Origin of the sequence: Pseudomonas sp. NPDC089408 (assembly GCF_044749445.1) — a bacterium.
Classification (GTDB): domain Bacteria; phylum Pseudomonadota; class Gammaproteobacteria; order Pseudomonadales; family Pseudomonadaceae; genus Aquipseudomonas.
This window is the reverse complement of the sequence record NZ_JBIVHY010000007.1, coordinates 197890-215522: the sequence shown is the minus strand read 5'-3', so window position 1 is coordinate 215522 and position 17633 is coordinate 197890. Positions and strand designations below refer to the sequence as shown.

At 62.3% G+C, this 17633-nt stretch carries 17 protein-coding genes and 1 pseudogene; 15 read left to right on the top strand and 3 right to left on the bottom strand.

Annotated features, from left to right (window positions below; translation table 11 throughout):
• Nucleotide 1: 1 nt before the first annotated feature.
• The 7 genes from ACIP02_RS14125 (at nt 2) to ACIP02_RS14095 (ending at nt 7279) form a co-directional block, all read left to right on the top strand.
• Nucleotides 2-379, top strand: a complete 378-nt coding sequence (locus tag ACIP02_RS14125; RefSeq protein WP_102667637.1) for a hypothetical protein — start codon at nt 2-4, stop codon at nt 377-379.
• A complete protein-coding gene (locus ACIP02_RS14120) occupies nt 376-3432 on the top strand; it encodes a host specificity factor TipJ family phage tail protein (RefSeq protein ID WP_400617425.1) in 3057 nt (1018 codons plus the stop codon). The genes ACIP02_RS14125 and ACIP02_RS14120 overlap by 4 nt, the downstream gene beginning before the upstream one ends.
• Before the next feature lie 56 nt (nt 3433-3488).
• On the top strand, nt 3489-5243 hold the full coding sequence (locus tag ACIP02_RS14115; protein WP_400617424.1) for an SGNH/GDSL hydrolase family protein: 1755 nt from the start codon (nt 3489-3491) through the stop codon (nt 5241-5243).
• A 15-nt stretch (nt 5244-5258) separates the two neighbouring features.
• Nucleotides 5259-6005, top strand: a complete 747-nt coding sequence (locus ACIP02_RS14110; RefSeq protein WP_400617423.1) for a hypothetical protein — start codon at nt 5259-5261, stop codon at nt 6003-6005.
• Between the two features lie 98 nt (nt 6006-6103).
• The gene (locus ACIP02_RS14105) at nt 6104-6550 is read left to right on the top strand and encodes a structural protein P5 (RefSeq protein WP_400617422.1); all 447 of its coding nucleotides are present in this window, start codon (nt 6104-6106) and stop codon (nt 6548-6550) included.
• Nucleotides 6547-7056, top strand: coding sequence for a DUF2514 family protein (locus ACIP02_RS14100; protein ID WP_400617421.1), 510 nt, complete (start codon nt 6547-6549; stop codon nt 7054-7056). The genes ACIP02_RS14105 and ACIP02_RS14100 overlap by 4 nt, the downstream gene beginning before the upstream one ends.
• A gap of 13 nt (nt 7057-7069) precedes the next feature.
• Nucleotides 7070-7279: a hypothetical protein gene (locus ACIP02_RS14095; RefSeq protein WP_400617540.1), complete on the top strand. Its 210-nt coding sequence runs from the start codon at nt 7070-7072 to the stop codon at nt 7277-7279.
• Here the strand turns inward: ACIP02_RS14095 and ACIP02_RS14090 are convergent.
• Nucleotides 7242-7937 (bottom strand): SOS response-associated peptidase, encoded by a 696-nt coding sequence (locus tag ACIP02_RS14090; RefSeq protein WP_400617420.1) that lies wholly within the window; start codon nt 7935-7937, stop codon nt 7242-7244. The two genes, ACIP02_RS14095 and ACIP02_RS14090, sit on opposite strands and share 38 nt — an antisense overlap.
• A gap of 108 nt (nt 7938-8045) precedes the next feature.
• Here ACIP02_RS14090 and ACIP02_RS14085 point away from each other — a divergent pair, with 108 nt between their 5' ends.
• A complete protein-coding gene (locus ACIP02_RS14085) occupies nt 8046-8354 on the top strand; it encodes a hypothetical protein (protein ID WP_100413141.1) in 309 nt (102 codons plus the stop codon).
• A pseudogene (locus ACIP02_RS14080) lies at nt 8344-8532 on the top strand (hypothetical protein); the annotation flags it as partial. The gene ACIP02_RS14085 and the pseudogene ACIP02_RS14080, both read left to right, overlap by 11 nt.
• A 26-nt stretch (nt 8533-8558) precedes the next feature.
• Here ACIP02_RS14080 and ACIP02_RS14075 read toward each other — a convergent pair.
• Nucleotides 8559-9737 carry a tyrosine-type recombinase/integrase gene (locus tag ACIP02_RS14075; RefSeq protein ID WP_400617419.1) on the bottom strand — a complete coding sequence of 393 codons (1179 nt, stop codon included), beginning with the start codon at nt 9735-9737 and terminating at the stop codon, nt 8559-8561.
• A gap of 645 nt (nt 9738-10382) precedes the next feature.
• Between ACIP02_RS14075 and ACIP02_RS14070 the strand changes: the two genes are divergently transcribed.
• From ACIP02_RS14070 to ACIP02_RS14050, 5 genes are all read left to right on the top strand, one after another.
• A complete protein-coding gene (locus tag ACIP02_RS14070; protein WP_400617418.1) occupies nt 10383-10691 on the top strand; it encodes a PepSY domain-containing protein in 309 nt (102 codons plus the stop codon).
• Nucleotides 10691-11005, top strand: a complete 315-nt coding sequence (locus ACIP02_RS14065) for a PepSY domain-containing protein (protein WP_016485921.1) — start codon at nt 10691-10693, stop codon at nt 11003-11005. The genes ACIP02_RS14070 and ACIP02_RS14065 overlap by 1 nt, the downstream gene beginning before the upstream one ends.
• Complete coding sequence (locus ACIP02_RS14060; protein WP_400617417.1) at nt 11006-11674, top strand: response regulator transcription factor; 669 nt, start codon at nt 11006-11008, stop codon at nt 11672-11674.
• Nucleotides 11671-13005, top strand: coding sequence for a sensor histidine kinase (locus ACIP02_RS14055; protein WP_400617416.1), 1335 nt, complete (start codon nt 11671-11673; stop codon nt 13003-13005). The genes ACIP02_RS14060 and ACIP02_RS14055 overlap by 4 nt, the downstream gene beginning before the upstream one ends.
• A gap of 501 nt (nt 13006-13506) precedes the next feature.
• Nucleotides 13507-14661 carry an HPP family protein gene (locus ACIP02_RS14050; protein ID WP_400617415.1) on the top strand — a complete coding sequence of 385 codons (1155 nt, stop codon included), beginning with the start codon at nt 13507-13509 and terminating at the stop codon, nt 14659-14661.
• On the opposite strand, the gene ACIP02_RS14045 is transcribed toward ACIP02_RS14050, so the two are convergent.
• The gene (locus ACIP02_RS14045) at nt 14635-15501 is read right to left on the bottom strand and encodes a LysR family transcriptional regulator (protein WP_400617414.1); all 867 of its coding nucleotides are present in this window, start codon (nt 15499-15501) and stop codon (nt 14635-14637) included. The genes ACIP02_RS14050 and ACIP02_RS14045 overlap by 27 nt on opposite strands.
• A 180-nt stretch (nt 15502-15681) precedes the next feature.
• On the opposite strand from ACIP02_RS14045, the gene ACIP02_RS14040 reads away from it, so the two are divergent.
• Nucleotides 15682-17571 (top strand): propionyl-CoA synthetase, encoded by a 1890-nt coding sequence (locus tag ACIP02_RS14040; protein WP_400617413.1) that lies wholly within the window; start codon nt 15682-15684, stop codon nt 17569-17571.
• Nucleotides 17572-17633 lie beyond the last annotated feature (62 nt).

Here is a 17633-nt window from a genome sequence, read left to right as displayed (position 1 = left end):
CATGATCGAGAAATTCATGCGCGCCCCGTATCGCGAGGGTGCACGGGGGCCTATTGCCTTCGATTGCTGGGGGCTGTGCCGGGCGATCCGTCACGACTTGTTCGGTCTGCCATGGCTCCCATCCTTGGGAGCGGTTGGCAAGGACAAGATCCGAGAAAACACCAAGGCCTATCGCAGCCTCCGTCAGGCGATGGAGGAATGCGCTCCGGAGCCTGGAGCCATTGCCGCAGTGCTGCGTGGGAACGCGCTTCTGCATGTCGGCACGGTCCTCCTGAGCGAAGGACGGCTGAAGGTGCTGGACACAAACCCCGGCGGCGCCTGCCTCCGGACAACTGGCGACTTTGAAGCCGCATATCCCAGGGTGGTGTACTACCGATGACCGTCGAGTTCTATCCGAACAAGATGTCTAACACTGCTCCAATGGGCATGTGGAAGACCGACCGCCGAATCACCATCGAAGAGTGGCTGAAATCTTTGGCGCCTTCGTATGAGCGCCGCGAGAGCCCGCCAATCAGCGTGGTACTGAACGATGAGGTGATCGAGCAGCACCTGTGGCACAAGGTGAAATTCAAGCCTGTCGACTTGTTGCAGATCTATCGGGAGCCGAAAGGTCTGGAGCAGGCCTTCATGGGGTTCACCCTTTTTGCTGGGGTGAAGGCATTCGCCAAGCTGGTTATGCCCAAGATGCCCGGCATGCCATCCAGCGCCGGCACTCAGCAGGGCGACCCCCTGACCGAAGCCAGCGCCAAGGGCAACAAGGTCAAGCTGGGGGAGCCGGTGCGCCAGATCGCAGGGCACCAAAGGGTCTATCCGTCGTATCTGACCCAGCCCCGCCGGGCGCATGTCGCTCCGCGTGACCAGCGCGTTGAAATGCTGCTGTACATCGGCGAGGGCGAGTACGACGTGCCGCTGGCCAAGGTGAAGGTGGGCGAAACCCCGCTGATCTCCCTGGGCGCCGACGCGACGTTCACGATCTATCCGCCAGGTGCCGACCTGTCGGCAGATCCTGCTCACATCAACTGGTTCAACGTGCCAGAGGTAGGGGCAAGCTCCAGCGGCTCGGCCGGCCTGGAACTGACCATGGCCACCGACCTCACCAGGTCGGCCACGGCTTCGGCGTACCAGTTCGTCGGCGATACGATCAGCGTGCCGGCCGGCTCGGGCCAGTTCCCGGCCGACTGGTCGAACGGCATCATCGTTCGGGTGCTTGCGCCGTATACCTACACGGTGATCGACGGTGGCGCAGGCCGTGACATCATCCGTGGCCCGCTGGAGATGCTGAATCCCACGGCTGGGATGCTCATTGAGGTGGCCGGGGCGAATGCTGGCCTATACGTGGTCAACAGCTACACGCCATACAGCCCTGGCGTACCGGCCAACCCCGGCACCGCGTCGACGCTGACCGGCTCGGCCGCGCCCAGCAGGTACGACTTCGACGTCACGCCTTTGAGCTTTAGCCTGGTACGGGGCGCGTCCACCTACCCGGTGACGCTGAACACCGCTACAACCGATCTCACTGGCCTGGTATCCGCACTGAATACCCAGCTCAGCGGGACGCCATTCCAGGCGCAGCAGAGCAGCGGTATGGTGCGCTTCGTTGAGCTAACGCCGTTCGCCGGCCAGGCCATCACGGCGACCGGCGTATCCACCATCCTGGGATCGTCTCCGGTCGGGGTGACTGGCACGGCCACGACCAGTGCCATTCCCGAGCAGCCAGCGGAAATGACGCTGGACTATGACGGAGGCTCCCCTGTGGTGGGCCTCGCACTGGGCCAGGGCCTGGCAACCATCGGCCCGCGCGGGCTGCGGTACCGGATCACGGCCTTCAGCACGAGCTTGCTCGAGGTTGAGCGCCTGACCTCGTCAGGATCGACTGATGCAGGCTGGCCTGGCTTCAACGCTATGCAGACGGTGAACGGCCTAATCACGCTGGACGCCTCGAACCTGCAGGGCGGGTACCGTGGGCCATTCGCCTGCTGCCCGGATAACGAGAAGGTCACCGAGCTGGAGTGGACGGTCACCTACGCCAACGGCCTGGCCGGTATCGGTCGGGAAGGGCAGATTTACGAGATTCCGACCTACTACGTGTTCGAGTACCGCGACATGGACGTGGCCGGCGCCTGGACTGTGCTCGAGCAGATGAACTACGGCGGGTCGCTGGATGCGCAAGGGTTCACCGGGCGCGTCGCGCTTCCCTATGCGATGCGTGCCGAGGCCAGGGTGCGCAAGCTCTACAAGGACCGCCCTGGCCGGATCAACGATGAAGCGAGGGATGACGCAACCTGGACAGACCTGCGCGGGCGCATGCAGAACTCGCCCACCAGCTACCCAGGACTGACGGTCATAACCTGCAACATCCGTGGCGGTGACCGGCTTTCTGCGCAATCGGAGAGCCAAGTCAGCGTCGAGGCAACCCGTATCCTGCCGCTGATGGAGGGCGGAACCGGGCCAAGCCGCGACATCGTGCCTTGGTGCATCTACCAGCTGAAGCAGCGCGGGTATACGGATGATGATCTGGATCTGCCCGAGTGGCAGGCTTTCCACAACATCTGCGTTGCCCGCGGCGACACCTACGACGAGACGCTTGAGTCGACGATCACGGTCAAGGACATGATCAACAACGCTCTGGCGTGCGGGTTCGGCGAGTTGGTGACGTTCCGGGGTCTGCTGCGCCCGGTTCGGGATAGCGCCCGGGCAGCGTTCGACGTGACCTACGGCCCGAAAACCCAGACCTACTCTCCGCAGAACATGACCAAGATGTTGAAGATCAGCGGCGCCATGCCATCGATCAACGACTTCGACGGCGTGGATGTGGAGTTCTTCTCGCGCACCACCTGGGCGTGGGAGACGGTCGAGTGCCGTTGGCCTGGTGACCTCGGCACCAAGGTCGAGAAAATCAAGATGCCTGGAGTCAGCGACAGAACCAGGGCCTGGCGTGTCGGCATGCGCCGGCGTGGTCACCAGAAGTTCAGGACCGACATTTACACCTGGGAAACCGAGATGGACGGCAGCAACAGCGGCTACTTGAGCTTCGCGGCCGTTGCGGATGACGCGCCAAAGCGGTGCCAGAGCGCGATTCTTCTGGCCTTCGAGGTGACTGGGTCGGGAACGCTGCTGACCTCGTCGGAGCCGCTGGACTTCAGCGCCGGCGGCGAGCACCGAATCGGCGTGCGCAAGCTGGACGGCACGTTGTCAGGTCCATGGACCGCCACGCAGGTTGACCAGTACACCGTCCGGGTCGAAGAGCTCGACTTCACGCCAGTAGTTGATGGCCCGCTGGAGCCGCCGCATATCCTGTTCGGTCCGGCCGCGCGCTGGGCCTACCCGGTGCTGATCACCAGTTCCGACCCAGCCAACGGCAATACGGCGATGAAGGGCATGCCCTACGACGCCCGCGTGTACACCTACGACGACCAGTTCCCGCCGGCATGACGCCGCAGCAGTTACCAAGCCCGCCCCAGTGCGGGCTTTTTTATTGAGGAAACAATATGACCGGCGCAGAGTCGCTGCAGCTCTTCCAGGAGCTTGTGGCCAATGGCAATGAGCTATTTCTGTCCGATGAGGACTTTGTCGTTATCAATGGCGTCACCAAGCCGACGCTGAAGAAGATTTACACCGAGTTTCTTGCCAGCAAGAACAGCTACCCAACCATCGCCGATGGCCTTGCGGCTACGAGTGGAACTGGCACGCAGAACAGGTTTTTCACGGTACCCTCGCTCGGTAGAACCTATGAGACCCGTTATCGCAACGATGCGGGCGTGGCTGTGGAAATGGGACGTGTTTCCAGTGCTGAGGCCGTTGAGTCAATCAACGGGTTGATCGCTGCTAGCTACAGCGACACCGAATACGTGTCAATCCTGACGGAGGAGCGCGCCAAGCTAGGATCAATCACCGAGCAAAGCTTCAACGTGCCAGGCTTTACCGTCTCCAGCGACAAGTCCTTCACGTTTATCGGTGACGGTGAGGGCGGAACCGTTCTGTATGCCGATGGCAATGTTTTTCGGCTGGGCCCTTTGGAGGTGCGTTACAACGACCTGCCAGGCATCACGCTGACCACTGAAGAAGACGAGGTTCTTTGGGATCCGACTGCTCAAGATGCTGCATCTTCAGAGCAGGCCGTGCCATTCGAAGGCGGCCTGTTGTTCCACAACACTATCGCAGTGCCCGAGCAAGGCGATATGTCGATCCATATCAGCAACCTATTGGTCCACCGCGACCGATTTGAATCTGTAGTGGCAGCAGTCGACAGCATGGACACCAGCGCCATGAGCGAGGGGAAGGTGCTGCGCATCAAAGGTGGTGCCTTCGGGGGTAAGGCCGCTCTGCGGATGCGGTCTACTGGCAGCCCAGACACTCGCATGTCGATGCCGCTCACCTTGCTGAACGTGCCCCAACAATCATCGCCAACCCCCATTAAGGTGCTCTTGATTGGCGACAGCATCGTCAACCGCCAGGGCAGCATGCTGCTGAAGAAGTACCTTCAGGACCTAGGCTTTGCCCCGACCATGATCGGTACACTCAAAGGCTCGTCGAGCCCCACGGATAACGAGGACATGACCGGTGAATACGGTGAGGGGCGCGAAGGCTGGGAGACTGGCGACTTCACGGCTGACATCATCGACCGCCTGCAGATTGTTCCGCCTGGAACAGAAGACACCTACAAGAACATGGGGAAGAGCGAGAAGCAGCGCAAGAACCCGTTCGTGAGGGCAGCGACCGAATCCGACCCGGCCGACATTGTGCGTAACGGTTACGTGTTCGACCCGGCGTTCTACCAGTCTCGCTTCACGCTGGAGACCCCTGACGTTGTGATCAACGCACTGGGCACCAACAACGTGCGTGACCGGGCTGCGGATGAGATCGGCGGCCAGATTTATGCTGACGACATGCTGATCTACAAGCAGATCCATGCGGCGTGGCCCAATGCGCGAATCGTTCGGTCGCTCCCGGGCACGGCGTTCACCAGTCAACGGAATGACCTTTGGGTCACCCATTACGCGCCGATGATTCGGGCGATGCGCAAGGCCATCACCGACTACGCGAGCAGCAAGGTTTACATGGCTCCGACCTGGGCTCACGTCAGTTCAGAGGCCGGCTATCCGCTTGCCGCCTCGACACCAGACGCGGATGGATTCATTTCCGGCAACTTCCTCAACTTCATTCATCCCGAGGGCGCGGGCCGGCTTGGCCTGTATGAAGCCCTGGCAGCCTACGTTGCAGCCGCGGCACTCGAACTTCACTGACATCAAGGATCACACATGGGCGTTCAACTGATTGCGCAAAACTCCACTGCCCCCTGGAATACCAAGGTGGTTCCGCCTATTACTCGAGGGCTTGAGGGTTGGTTTACGCTGGACACCGACGCTCGGCGCTTCGGTTTCAACCGTGCCCCGGGCAAGCCTGACGCGATTATCGTCGGCGCGCCGACTGCGTTCGCCAGCCACGGGCGATTCAAGGGCAATGTGAACTACCTGCAGACCCAGGTTGCCGACAGCGACGAAATGACGTTGATCATCGTAGGCAAGGCCGCCAACCCGCTGGTCGCTGGCGTGGATTCTGTATTTCTAGCCGGTGCTCACATCGGGCCTGTTTCATCGCCAGGGTTCACCGGTAACGCTTCGGGTGTAAACCTGTTCCTTGATCATCCATCACTGTTCAAGGGATCGTCATCTCGGGATTCAGGTTCTGGCACCTCCAGCACGACCACGCTTTCCGCGAACGGAACGCCAACCAACGGCTGGGCGATCCGGAGCATCCGAGCCAAGTCTGGGCTCGCAACTGTCTTAGTCGATCACACTGCAGGAGTAAAGGTCACCGGCGCAGTCACAACTCCCAGGGTGCTGACTGGAAACCGTTACCGGATTGGTTCTGCAACCACTGGGTTCACCGGCGAAAGTGATATCACCCTTGCCGCTTTCCACTCGGTATTCCTGACAGACTCGGAGGTTGAGGCTCAATTGGTCCCAATCGTCAAGCGCATGGTTCGCTTGGGAATACTCGGCTAGCCATGTGATTGGAGTACAGCAACCGCCTTGAGCGGTTTTTTTGTGCCTGAAATTCATGCAGCCCGCCATGCGCGGGCTTTCTTACACCTGGAGAAACCATGTCCACACCCCGCGGCGTCCGCAACAACAACCCCGGCAACATCGATTTCAACCCACGCAACGCCTGGCAGGGGCAGCTCGGCCTGGAGGTCGGCGTGGCCATCCCACGCTTCGCCCGGTTTGATCAGGCTGAGAATGGCATCCGTGCCTTGGGAAAGCTGCTGCTCAACTACCGGGGCAAGGATGGCATGCCCGGTGTAGGCCGCCCCGGCATCGATACCCCGTTGGAGTTCATCAGCCGCTGGGCGCCATCAAGCGAGAACAACACCCTGGCGTATGCGCAGGCCATTGCCAGGCGCCTCAGCGTGGGCGTCCGCGACTCCATCGACATCTCCAAGCGCGCCGTTCTGCGTGAGGCCGTCGTGGGCATCATCATCCATGAGAACGGCGGCAACCCCTACAAGGCCGAAGTGATCGAGGAAGGTATTCGGCGGGCGCTGGCGTGAACTGGCTGGCTGCGGTACCAGCCTGGTGCTGGTGGCTGATCGCCCTGGTGCTGGTGGCTGGGACCCAGGAAATTCGCGTGGGAGCGGGAAAATCGGAAGCGTCGGTCGCATGGTCGGAGCTATCCGACTTCCGCTTGCAGGTGGCTGAGCGCGACCGGCGCGCCGCGGCTCAGAGCAGAACTGAAGAGCGGCGCCGCCAGGCCGTGGCGGACGAGGAGGGCGAGAGTGCACGACAGGAACTGGAACTGGCCCAGGGCCGTGCCGCTGCTGCTGAGTCTGCTGCTGGCGGGTTGCGCGGGGAGATCAAGCGACTGCGGGATGGCCACCGAGCCACCTGCGATACCATCGCTACCCAGCAGCGCCAGGCAGGAGAGTCTGCCGTCGTGGTGCTCGGGGGATTGCTTGAAGAGTCTGACCGAATGGCGGGAGACCTCGCGAAAGCGCTTGAGCGAAGTCGAATAGCCGGCCTGGCGTGCGAGTCGATCTATAATGGCCTTACCAAGTGAAAAGGTCGTCGGCATGAAGCCAAAGCAGCCAGAAGTCCTAATGCCTGATCACCCCATGTACACCGACGCCGTGGACGCCATGAAGCGTTATCACGACGCTCAGGTGGCTGGCAGGCCAGCCGACGAAGTCGAGCGGTTGCGGCTGATCGCTGAGTCTCAGTTCCAGGCGGTAACCGACTACCAGCTCAAAGCGTTAGGCGGCCCTGCTGGCCCGGTTCACTAACTGGGTTGATCAGTTCGGCGCCTTGATTACGCACATTGCCAACGGTCATGCTAACTCGGTACCACTCGAAGACCTCGGCCGGCTCGCCCAGGTTGAGCACCAGTTGCTCTGCATGCTCGTTTGATATTCCTGCCGCGATCCACTCGTGCGCCAGCTCTGGCGATAACACGACAGGTCGGCGGTCGTGCACATCGACCATGCCGCCCTGGGCGTCGGCGGTGATGATGACGAACCCGTCATGCTCGCCACCGGAGAATTGGCCAATCGACGCGCAAAGGGCAGGGCGCCCGTCCCGACGTCGGATGTAGTAGGGCTGCTTCTTCGGCCCGCCCTCGTTCACCCATTCATACCAGCCATCGATAGGCGTTATAGCCCGGTTTGGCCAGATTGACCGGAAGAATGGGCCGTGCGCCACTTTCTCCACCCGGGCGTTGATCGGCGCAGCACGGTCGGTTGCCCAGTGCGGCCGCCATCCCCACCTCACCAGGTCCGCCCGAGGGCCTGCGTCATCCACCCGCAGCACCGCCACAGGCGTGGTCGGCGCGACGTTGTACCTGCCAAGCGGCTGTTCCCCTACATTGTTCTTCCAGGCCTCTGGCAGGCTCAGGGTCTCAACGAAGTCGTGTATGCCTCGGTACTGGCTCAGCCTTCCACACATGCGCGGCCCTCCTGCCTGAGCAAACAAGCATAGTCCGCTGAGCGGTACTGGCGCGTTTGCGTTTCCTGATGCTGAAATACTGTATTCATATACAGTATTTGGTGCAACATGTACTTCCTCCTCGTTCGCCGCCGTGTGAATGGCGTAGCCATCCCTTCCGATCAGCTGAGGAAGGTCCAACCCCTGCGGGCTGACATCCACATCGGTGACCACCACAGTGAGCCGCTGGGCCGGGTTTCGACCCAGGCCTGGGTTTTCAATCCGTCCCCCGGGCCCGACATCATCCCCCGGCTGCACGACGCCAAGCTCAATGGCATGGCCCAGCTCGGGATCAACATCAACGGTGTCGAGGAAATCGATGGCGTTCTGTATGCCCAGTCGTGGTGGTGCCGGGCGGTGGGCGATTATGGCAACTGACCTGCCGCAGGCCTGGCTTGATGAGCTGAACGACCAATTCGCGCTGATTACCGATCCCGAGGGGCGCGCCGCCGTGCTTGATGAGATGGCCTATGCCGCGCGCCGGCGGCGAGAGGTCGATGACGGCGACCTGGTCGACATGCTGGAGATCGTCGAGTCGGCAAGGCTATGGGCGCTCCAAGGGAACGAGTGATAGACCACCAATCAATCCTTTGGTGGCAGCACCATATCGGCCCAGGTCTGCATCATGTCGCGGCGCTGCTCTATATATGTGGCGTGGTTGTACACATCACGGATGGCGCTGCTGTCGGCGTGGGCAAGTTGACGCTCGATCCAGTCCTTGTTGTAGCCACGGCTGTTCATCTCCGTTGAAAACAAGTGCCTGAACCCATGGGGCGACTGCCGGCCGGTATAGCCGCAACGATCCAGCAGGTTTACCGCGTAGTTGATGCCGATCGGCCGTACCGCGTCAGACCGGTTTGGGAACACATACTTCATCCCGCCTGAGATCGGCAGCATGGAGCGTAGAATTTCCAGGGCCTGGCGCGACAGCGGTACCACATGGTCGCGGCGCATCTTCATCTTGGCGGCCGGTATCGACCAGGTCGCTGTGTCCAGGTCGATCTCCGCCCATTCAGCTTTGCGAACCTCAGCCGGCCGGCAGGCTGTGAGGATCAGCAGTTTGGTGGCCCACTGCAGTTGCAGCCCTGACTGGCTTTCCTCGATGGCCTTGATGATGGTCGGCATTTCCGAGAAGGCGAGGAACGGCCTGTTTTTGTGCGGGGCCATCCTCTCGGTGACAGTGTGCATTTCCGCCGTGGGGTTGTTCTCGATCATTCCGGTGGCGATCGCATACCGAAAAATCTGGCCAATCCACTGCCTGGTCTTTACGGCCGTGGTCACCGAACCTCGGCGCTCAATGCGGCGAATCAGCGTGATCACATCGGACCGCTTGATCGAATCGATCTGACGCAGGCCGAACGCTGGCAGCACATCCAGCTCCATCGCATTCGAAATGATCTTGACCGTCGATTCGGTCAGGCTTCCCTTCCTGAATTCCAGCCACTCGTCGTAGACGCGGCGGAATGTCCTCTCCTGGGCGCCAAGGCGCTCTGTCTTCTTCATCCTCCTTGATTCGCGTGGGTCTTTTCCCTGCGCAACCTCTTCGCGCGCCTCGTCCCTTCGCGCACGTGCCTCCTTCAAACCGATCTCTGGGTAGGTCCCAAGGGAAATCCTGGCCTGCTTGCCGAGCCAGGTGAACCTGAAATGCCAGCTCTTTACGCCGGTTTCGGCGATGTACAGCGTGAGCCCTAGCGAGTCCGCAAGGGTGTAGCCCTTTTCCCGGGGCTTGGCCTGCCTGGCCGCGGTGTCCGTGAGCGCCACTAGTACATTGCCTCTCGCTGTGTGTTGGATGTACTGGATGATGTACTACGTTTTTGGGATTGGGAAGGTACAGCGTGGTACGAGGCGATACGCCAATGGCGCCGCATTCAGGGCGCCATGGCTGTCTATGGTATCGCTCGGTTTTCGGCGGGAATCCACTGTGGAATCCTTGAAGATTTCCACGCTGTCATAACTCTGTGTGAATCAATAATGCGCGCAGTTTACCAGTTTGACTCAATCTCTTCAGCGCCTATCAGATCGAGCGCCGCCCGCGCGGCGCATCGCGGATAAATCCGCTCCTACATTTGTTGCAACGTGCCGAACCTGTGACGCCATGGTTGCCCGCCCTGGTGCATGTCTTGAGTCTTGCAAACCGGCTGACAACCATGGCCTGTCAGGCATGGCCACGTTGCAACAAATGTAGGAGCGGATTTATCCGCGATGCGCCGCGCGGGCGGCGCTCGATCTGACAGGCAACCAAAATCCCAAGGCAAGCATCCGTCAGCGCCATGCGCCTGGCCGCTCATCGCCCCATTGCAAACCGGCTGCGCTATCATGCCGCCAGCTGTTTTCAGGTTGAATTAAGGCCCGCGGGTTAATCTTAACCCCGTAGACAACTTGCACAGTTCTCAGGAGAGAAGAACGATGAAAACCTTGACTGCCCTGTTCACCGCCGCCGCCCTTGCCTTCGGTGCCAATGCCGCCTTCGCCAAGGACGTGCAGCCCGATGAAGTGGTCAAACTGGTCAATGCCAAGACCATCAAGTCGCTGGACGAACTCAAGGCCACCGCCGTGGCCAAGCACCCGGGTGCCACCGTCACCGATTCCGAGCTGGAGGACGAGTACGGCCGCTACATCTACAAGGTCGAGCTGCGCGACACGCAGAACGTCGAATGGGACGTGGCGCTGGACGCCAAGACCGGTGAAGTACTGAAGGACGAGCGGGACAACTGATGATCCACTTACCGCGGCCAGCGCGTTACCTCGCGCTGGCGCTGCTGGCCGTGTGTTCCCTGGCCGCTGCCCGCGACCTCGACCAGGACGAAGCCCTGAAGCTACGGCAGAAGGGCGTTATCTTGCCACTCGAACAGTTGCTGGAAACCGCCCTGGGGCGTTACCCCGGGGCGCGTTTGCTGGAAGCCGAACTGGAAGAGGACGACGATCGCTACGAATATGAAGTTGAGTTGCTGACGGCTGAAGGTGTGGTGCGCGAAATCAAGCTCGACGCCAGCACCGGCGCACTGCTCAAAGACGAGGAAGACGACTGAATGCGCCTGTTGCTTGTCGAGGACAACGTACCGCTGGCCGATGAGCTGATCGCCGGCCTGCAACGCCAGGGCTATGCCGTGGACTGGCTGGCCGATGGCCGTGACGCGGTGTACCAGGGCCAGAGCGAACCTTACGACCTGATCATTCTCGACCTCGGCTTGCCAGGCTTGCCGGGCCTGGAGGTGTTGGCGCAGTGGCGTGCCGGTGGCCTGGCCACGCCTGTGCTGATCCTGACCGCCCGCGGTTCGTGGGCCGAGCGTATAGAGGGGCTGAAGGCCGGGGCCGATGACTACCTGAGCAAGCCCTTTCACCCCGAAGAGCTGCAACTGCGCATCCAGGCCCTGTTGCGCCGTGCCCGTGGCCTGGCCAACCAGCCGAAGCTGGAAGCGGCCGGCCTGCACCTGGACGAAAGCCGGCAGTGCGTCAGCCGTGATGGCGTGGATATCCAGCTGACCGCCGCCGAATTCCGCCTGCTGCGCTACTTCATGCTGCACCCGCAGCAGATCCTGTCCAAGAGCCACCTGGCCGAACACCTCTACGACGGCGAGACCGAGCGTGATTCCAACGTTCTGGAAGTGCACGTCAACCACCTGCGCCGCAAGCTTGGCCGCAGTGTCATCGAAACCCGCCGCGGCCAAGGCTACATCTACGCCGGGAGCGGCGAGTGAAATCGATCCAGGCGCGTCTGAGCCTGGGTCTGGTTGCCGTGCTGGTGGTGGTTGGCGTGGTGCTGGCGCAACTGACCTTATGGCTGTTCGAAGCCGGCCTGCAGCGCTACCTGGAGAACGGCCTGCGCAAGGAAAGTGAAAACCTGCTGGTGGCCCTGGTGCGCGGGCCGTCCGGTTTGCAGCTGGACGAAAGGCGGATTTCGGCGGCCTATCAGCGGCCGTTCTCGGGTTACTACTTCCGCATCGATTTCGACAATGGCGCCCTTCAGCAGAATACATGGCGCTCACGCTCGTTGTGGGACCTGGATATGCCCAAGCCCGCCGCACCGGGCCTTTCCGACAGCCATGAACTTGGCCCTGAAGGCCAGCAGTTGCTGGCCTTGCGCGCCGACTACCGGCGCTTGGGCCAGGACATTTCAATCAGCGTGGCGCAGGACTACTCACCGGTACGTGAAGGTTTCCGCCGCCTGCAACAGATCGGCCTGGGCATGGGCCTGATCGCGTTGATCCTGGTGCTGGTGTTACAGCGCATTACCGTAACCCGCTCGCTACGGCCCCTGGAGCGGGCCCGCCAGCAGATTGCCCAGCTGCAGCAGGGCCAGCGTTCGCAGCTGGATGCCGAAGTGCCCAGCGAACTGGCGCCGCTGGTGGGGCAGATCAACCATTTGCTCAGCCACACCGAAGACAGCCTGCGCCGCTCGCGCAATGCCTTGGGCAACCTCGGCCATGCGCTGAAGACCCCGCTGGCGGTGCTGCTGAGCCTGGCGTCCAGCGAGCGCCTGAAGGATTTACCCGAGGTGCGTGCGCAGATGCGTGAGCAGCTGGAGCAGATTCAGCAGCGCCTGGCGCGTGAGTTGAACCGTGCGCGCCTGGCAGGTGATGCGCTGCCGGGGGCGCAGTTCGATTGTGATGCCGAGTTGCCGGGGTTGCTCGGGACCTTATGCATGATCCACGGCGAGGGGCTGCTGCTGGCCAGTGATGTGACACCGGGGTTGCTGTTGCCGTGGGACCGGGAGGACGTGCTGGAGCTGCTGGGCAACCTGCTGGACAACGCCTGCAAATGGGCGGACAGCGAGGTGCGCCTGGGTATTGCATCGGATACCGAGGGTTATCGGCTGTGGGTCGATGACGATGGGCCGGGTGTTCCCGAGGGGCAGCGGCAGCAGGTGCTGGAGCGCGGTTCGCGGCTGGATGAGCAGGTTGACGGGCATGGCCTGGGGCTAGGAATTGTGCGCGATATCGTTGAGGCCTGGGGGGGGCGGTTGGCGCTGTCGGAAAGCCCTCAAGGCGGGCTGCGGGTGATTATCGAACTACCGCGCAAGGCTCGATAGAGCCGTGCCGAGATTCCCTGTGGGAGCGGGCTTGAACGCTTCCACATGGCTCGCATCCTTTCAAGGCAGGCAAAGAACCTGTAGGAGCGGCCTTGCCGGGGCGCCGGACCGGTCGGATGGGCTGCGAAGCAGCCCCGGCAATTTGTGCATCTTCGCGGAAACCCTGGGGCTGCTTCGCAGCCCATCCGACCGGTCCGGCGCCCCGGCAAGGCCGCTCCTACAAGGGCCAGTGCTGATCAGAAAAGATATGCAAGACAGTTGTTCCCACAGGGTATTGCGCACCCATGCCAGATCACCACTGCAAAAAAATTGCAGTACAGGCGCATTTTTTTGAATTAGCCCAATTCCGCCCCGCCCGGCAAAATCCGCCCACGAAACCCTGCGGTTTCCATCTCTCCATGGACGGAGCCCCTTGTGCTATTGCATGCGCAATACGAGGCCCAGGCCAGCTCGGCTGGGCTTTCTTTTAAATCAGAAAAACCAAAGATCCCGATTACTTAAATGTCTGCCTCGCGTTCCGAAAGTCGTCTGCAGCGGCTGTTGCCGGCGCCCCTGAATATCCCCCCCAAAGAATGGTTGCGTGCCGGTATCGGCGCGTTGCTTGGCCTGTTCCTCGCCGGCTGGCTGACCAGCATGGCCTATGGCCCGGGCATTGCCCTGCACCTGCTTGGCCCGCTGGCTGCCTCTGCCGTGCTGGTATTCGCCGTGCACTCCGGCCCGCTGGCGCAACCCTGGCCGGTGCTGGGCAGCTATGCGCTGGCCGGTGCAGTCGGCCTGGCCATGCGTCAGGGCTTCGGCCCCGAACTGTGGGTAGCTGCTGCCGCATTGTGCATCTCGATTCTGGTGATGTGCCTGCTGCGCTGCCTGCACCCGCCCGGTGGCGGGGTGGCGGTGAGTGCGGTGCTGGCCGACTCGGGGCTGACTGCCATGGGGGACCACCTGCTGGAACCGGTGCTGCTCAATGCGTTGATCCTGGTAACGGTGGCAATCCTCTATAACCGCCTGACCGGCGTGCGCTACCCGAAAGGCGCGGTACCGCGCAAAGACCTGCACCACACCCATGACCCGCTACCCAGCGAGCGCGTGGGCATCCGCAGTGAAGACCTTGATCAGGCCCTGGAAGAGCTGGGCGAGTTCGTCGACGTCACCCGGGACGAGCTGGAGCGCATCATCCTCGCCACCGAGCAGCACGCCTTGCAGCGCAGCCTGGGCGGTATTACCGCAGCGGCGGTAATGTCACGCGATGTGCAATTCGCCAGCCCCGACACTACCTTGGAGCAGGCCTGGAAAATGCTCGCCAGTCACCACCTGAAAACCTTGCCGGTGCTGCAGCACGGCAAACTGGTAGGCATCGTCAGCCTCAGCGACCTGGTCGGCCCGGCCATGCAGCGTGGCCGTTTCAGCTGGCGCGGGTTGTTCGGCCGCAAGGTGGTGCGCATGGAGCAGGTGATGAGCCGGCGGGTGGTCAGCGTCAGCAGCCAGCACCCACTCGAGCGCCTGCTGCCATTGCTGTGCGAACAAGGCCTGCATTGCCTGCCAGTGCTCGACGCCGACAAGCTGGTGGGGGTGATCACCCAGACCGACCTGATCGCCGGCCTCAAGCGTCAGCTGCTCAGCAAGGCCGAGGCTTCAGATAACCGGGTCCCAGCGTTGTGACCAGTCACTGGCGCCAGCGGCCACCAGCCGGCGCAGGATGCTGAAAGCCTGCTGCAACGCTTCGCTGTCGCGCTTGCGCGGGTACACCAGGAACGTCGGGTAGGTGAACTCCGGCGCCTGCGGTACCCGCTCGAAGACCCCGCTGTCGAGGTAGGCCTGCACCACCCGCGTGCGGAAGTAGCCACTGCCGCCCTGATCGAGAATGAACTGCAGGGCCAGCGGCCCGAGGTTGAAGCTCAGTGCCGGGCGCGCGCAGTCGGGCAGGGCGGCATCGTGCTGGCGGCGGAAGGCATCGCCCCAGTCGATGTAGATATACGGCTCGGGCTGATCGACCCGACGCACGCGGATCAGCTTTTCTTCCATCAACTGCTCGACTTGCAAGCCAGGGCCGTAGGTCGGTTGGTACACCAGCGCGGCGTCCAGCAGGCCCATCTCGACCTTGCGCAGCAGCGATTCTCCGTCACTGACCTCACTGCGGATCGCGTGGCTGGGCAGCTCACGGTGCAAGGCGCTGACCCAGTCGAGCATCATCGGGTTGCCCAGGCTCACCTCTCCGCCCACATGCAGCACCTGCTGGCAGCCTTGCGGCAAGGGCAGGTCGCGGCGTGCCGCTTCCCAGGTTTGCACCAGCTGGTTGGCATAACTGACAAACGCCTCACCGTCACTGGTCAGGCTGGCACCGTTGCGGCTGCGCACGAACAACTGGCAGCCCAGTTGCTGCTCCAGGCGCTGTACCCGGGCGGTGATCGCGGTCTGTGACACGAACAGGCGTTCGGCGGCGGCGACCAGGCTGCCGCAACGCACGATTTCCAGGAAGGTACGGGCCTGATCGATGTCCATGGGTTGCTCGGTGGCTGAAGGGGTGGCCTATTCTAGAGGCTTTGCACCGTTATGGGGCGCTTTTGCGTTGTCTGCAAATTTGCAGGTTGGTTGTGACTTTAGTCCCCTGGCGGTGCGGGTGCAGCGGTCCATACTCAAGGTTCGCCCTTCAATAACAACAAGTACCGGGTTCCCATCGATATGAGCTACCAGCACAGCTACGCCCACTCCATTTCCGACCCAACTGCTTTCTGGGCGGAGCAGGCCTCACGCCTGGCCTGGCACCGCAAGCCTGCCATAACCCTGCAAGACAACGCCGACGGCACCCACCGCTGGTTCGCCGACGGCCGCCTGAACAGCTGCTACCTGGCCCTCGATCACCAGATCGAGCAGGGCCGCGGCGAGCAGCTGGCGCTGATCTACGATTCGCCGGTGACCGGTGTGCAGCAAACCTACACCTACCACCAGCTGCGCGACGAGGTGGCGCGCCTGGCCGGCTTGCTGCGCCAGTTGGGGGTGAACAAGGGCGACGGGGTGATCATCTACATGCCCATGGTGCCGCAGGCGGCCATGGCCATGCTGGCCTGTGCGCGGATTGGCGCGGTGCACTCGGTGGTGTTTGGGGGTTTTGCCGCCAACGAACTGGCCCTGCGCATCGACGATGCCCGGCCGACGCTGCTGCTCACGGCATCATGCGGGCTGGAATTCGACCGGGTGATCGAATACAAGCCGCTGGTTGATCGCGCCCTGCAACTGGCCCGGCACCAACCGCGCAATGTGCTGGTGCTGCAACGGCCGCAGGCCCAGGCTGAACTGCAGCCAGGCCGTGACCTGGACTGGCAGGCGGCATTGCACGGCGCCGAGCCGGTGGCCCCGGTCGAGCTGGATGCCGGCGACCCGCTGTACATCATGTATACCTCGGGGACCACCGGCAAACCCAAGGGTATTGTTCGCGAGAACGGCGGCAATGCCGTGGCGCTGTGCTATGCCATGCGCCATATCTACGGCATGCAGGCCGGTGATGTGTGGTGGGGCATTTCCGATGTGGGCTGGGTAGTCGGCCATTCGCTGATCGTCTACGGGCCGTTGATGAGCGGCTGTACCACGGTGTTCTACGAAGGCAAGCCGATTCGCACGCCAGATGCCTCGGCCTATTGGCGGGTGGTGGAACAGTACAAGGTCAATGCGCTGTTCTGCGCGCCCACGGCCATGCGCGCGATCCGCAAGGAAGACCCGGAGGGTGAACTGATCCGCAAGCATGACCTGAGTTCGCTGCGCCAACTGTTCCTGGCAGGAGAGAAACTCGATTCCAGCACCCATGAATGGCTGGAGCGGGTCAGCGGCAAGCCGGTGCATGACCACTGGTGGCAGACCGAGACTGGCTGGCCGGTCACCGCACCGTGTGTCGGGCTGGAAGGCAGCGCGGCCAAACCAGGTTCGAGCAACCGCGCCGTGCCGGGTTATCACGTGCGTGTACTGGATGATGAGGGCCACCTACTTGGCCCCAACCACCAAGGTTCGATCGTGATCGCCTTGCCATTGCCCCCCGGCTGCAGCCAGACGCTGTGGGGCGACCACGAGCGTTACCTGCAGGCGTACCTGCGCACCTACCCTGGCTATTACCACACGGGCGACGGCGGGTATCTGGATGACGACGGTTTCGTCTACATCATGGGGCGCACCGATGATGTGATCAACGTCTCCGGGCACCGGCTTTCCACCGGTGAGATGGAAGACCTGGTGGCGCGCCACCCGGCGGTGGCCGAGTGCGCGGTGATTGGCGTGCATGACGAGATCAAGGGCCAGGTGCCATTGGCGCTGGTGGTGCTCAAGGACGGTGAGGGCATTGCCGAGGCGCAGCTGCTGGTGGACCTGGTGGGCAGCGTGCGTGAGGAGATCGGCCCGTTGGCCTGCTTCAACCGCGTGCGGCGGGTGAAGCGCTTGCCCAAGACCCGCTCCGGGAAGATTCTGCGGGCGGTGCTGCGCAAGATTGCCGATGGGCAGGATTATGTGCCGCCGTCGACGCTGGATGATCCGGCGGTGTTGGGGGAGATTGAAGCGGTGCTGGCGGATTTGCCCCGGGCGGGTTGATGGGTTGCCAGTGCTGGCCCTTTCGCGGCTAAAGCCGCTCCTACATGGAATCACGTTCCCTT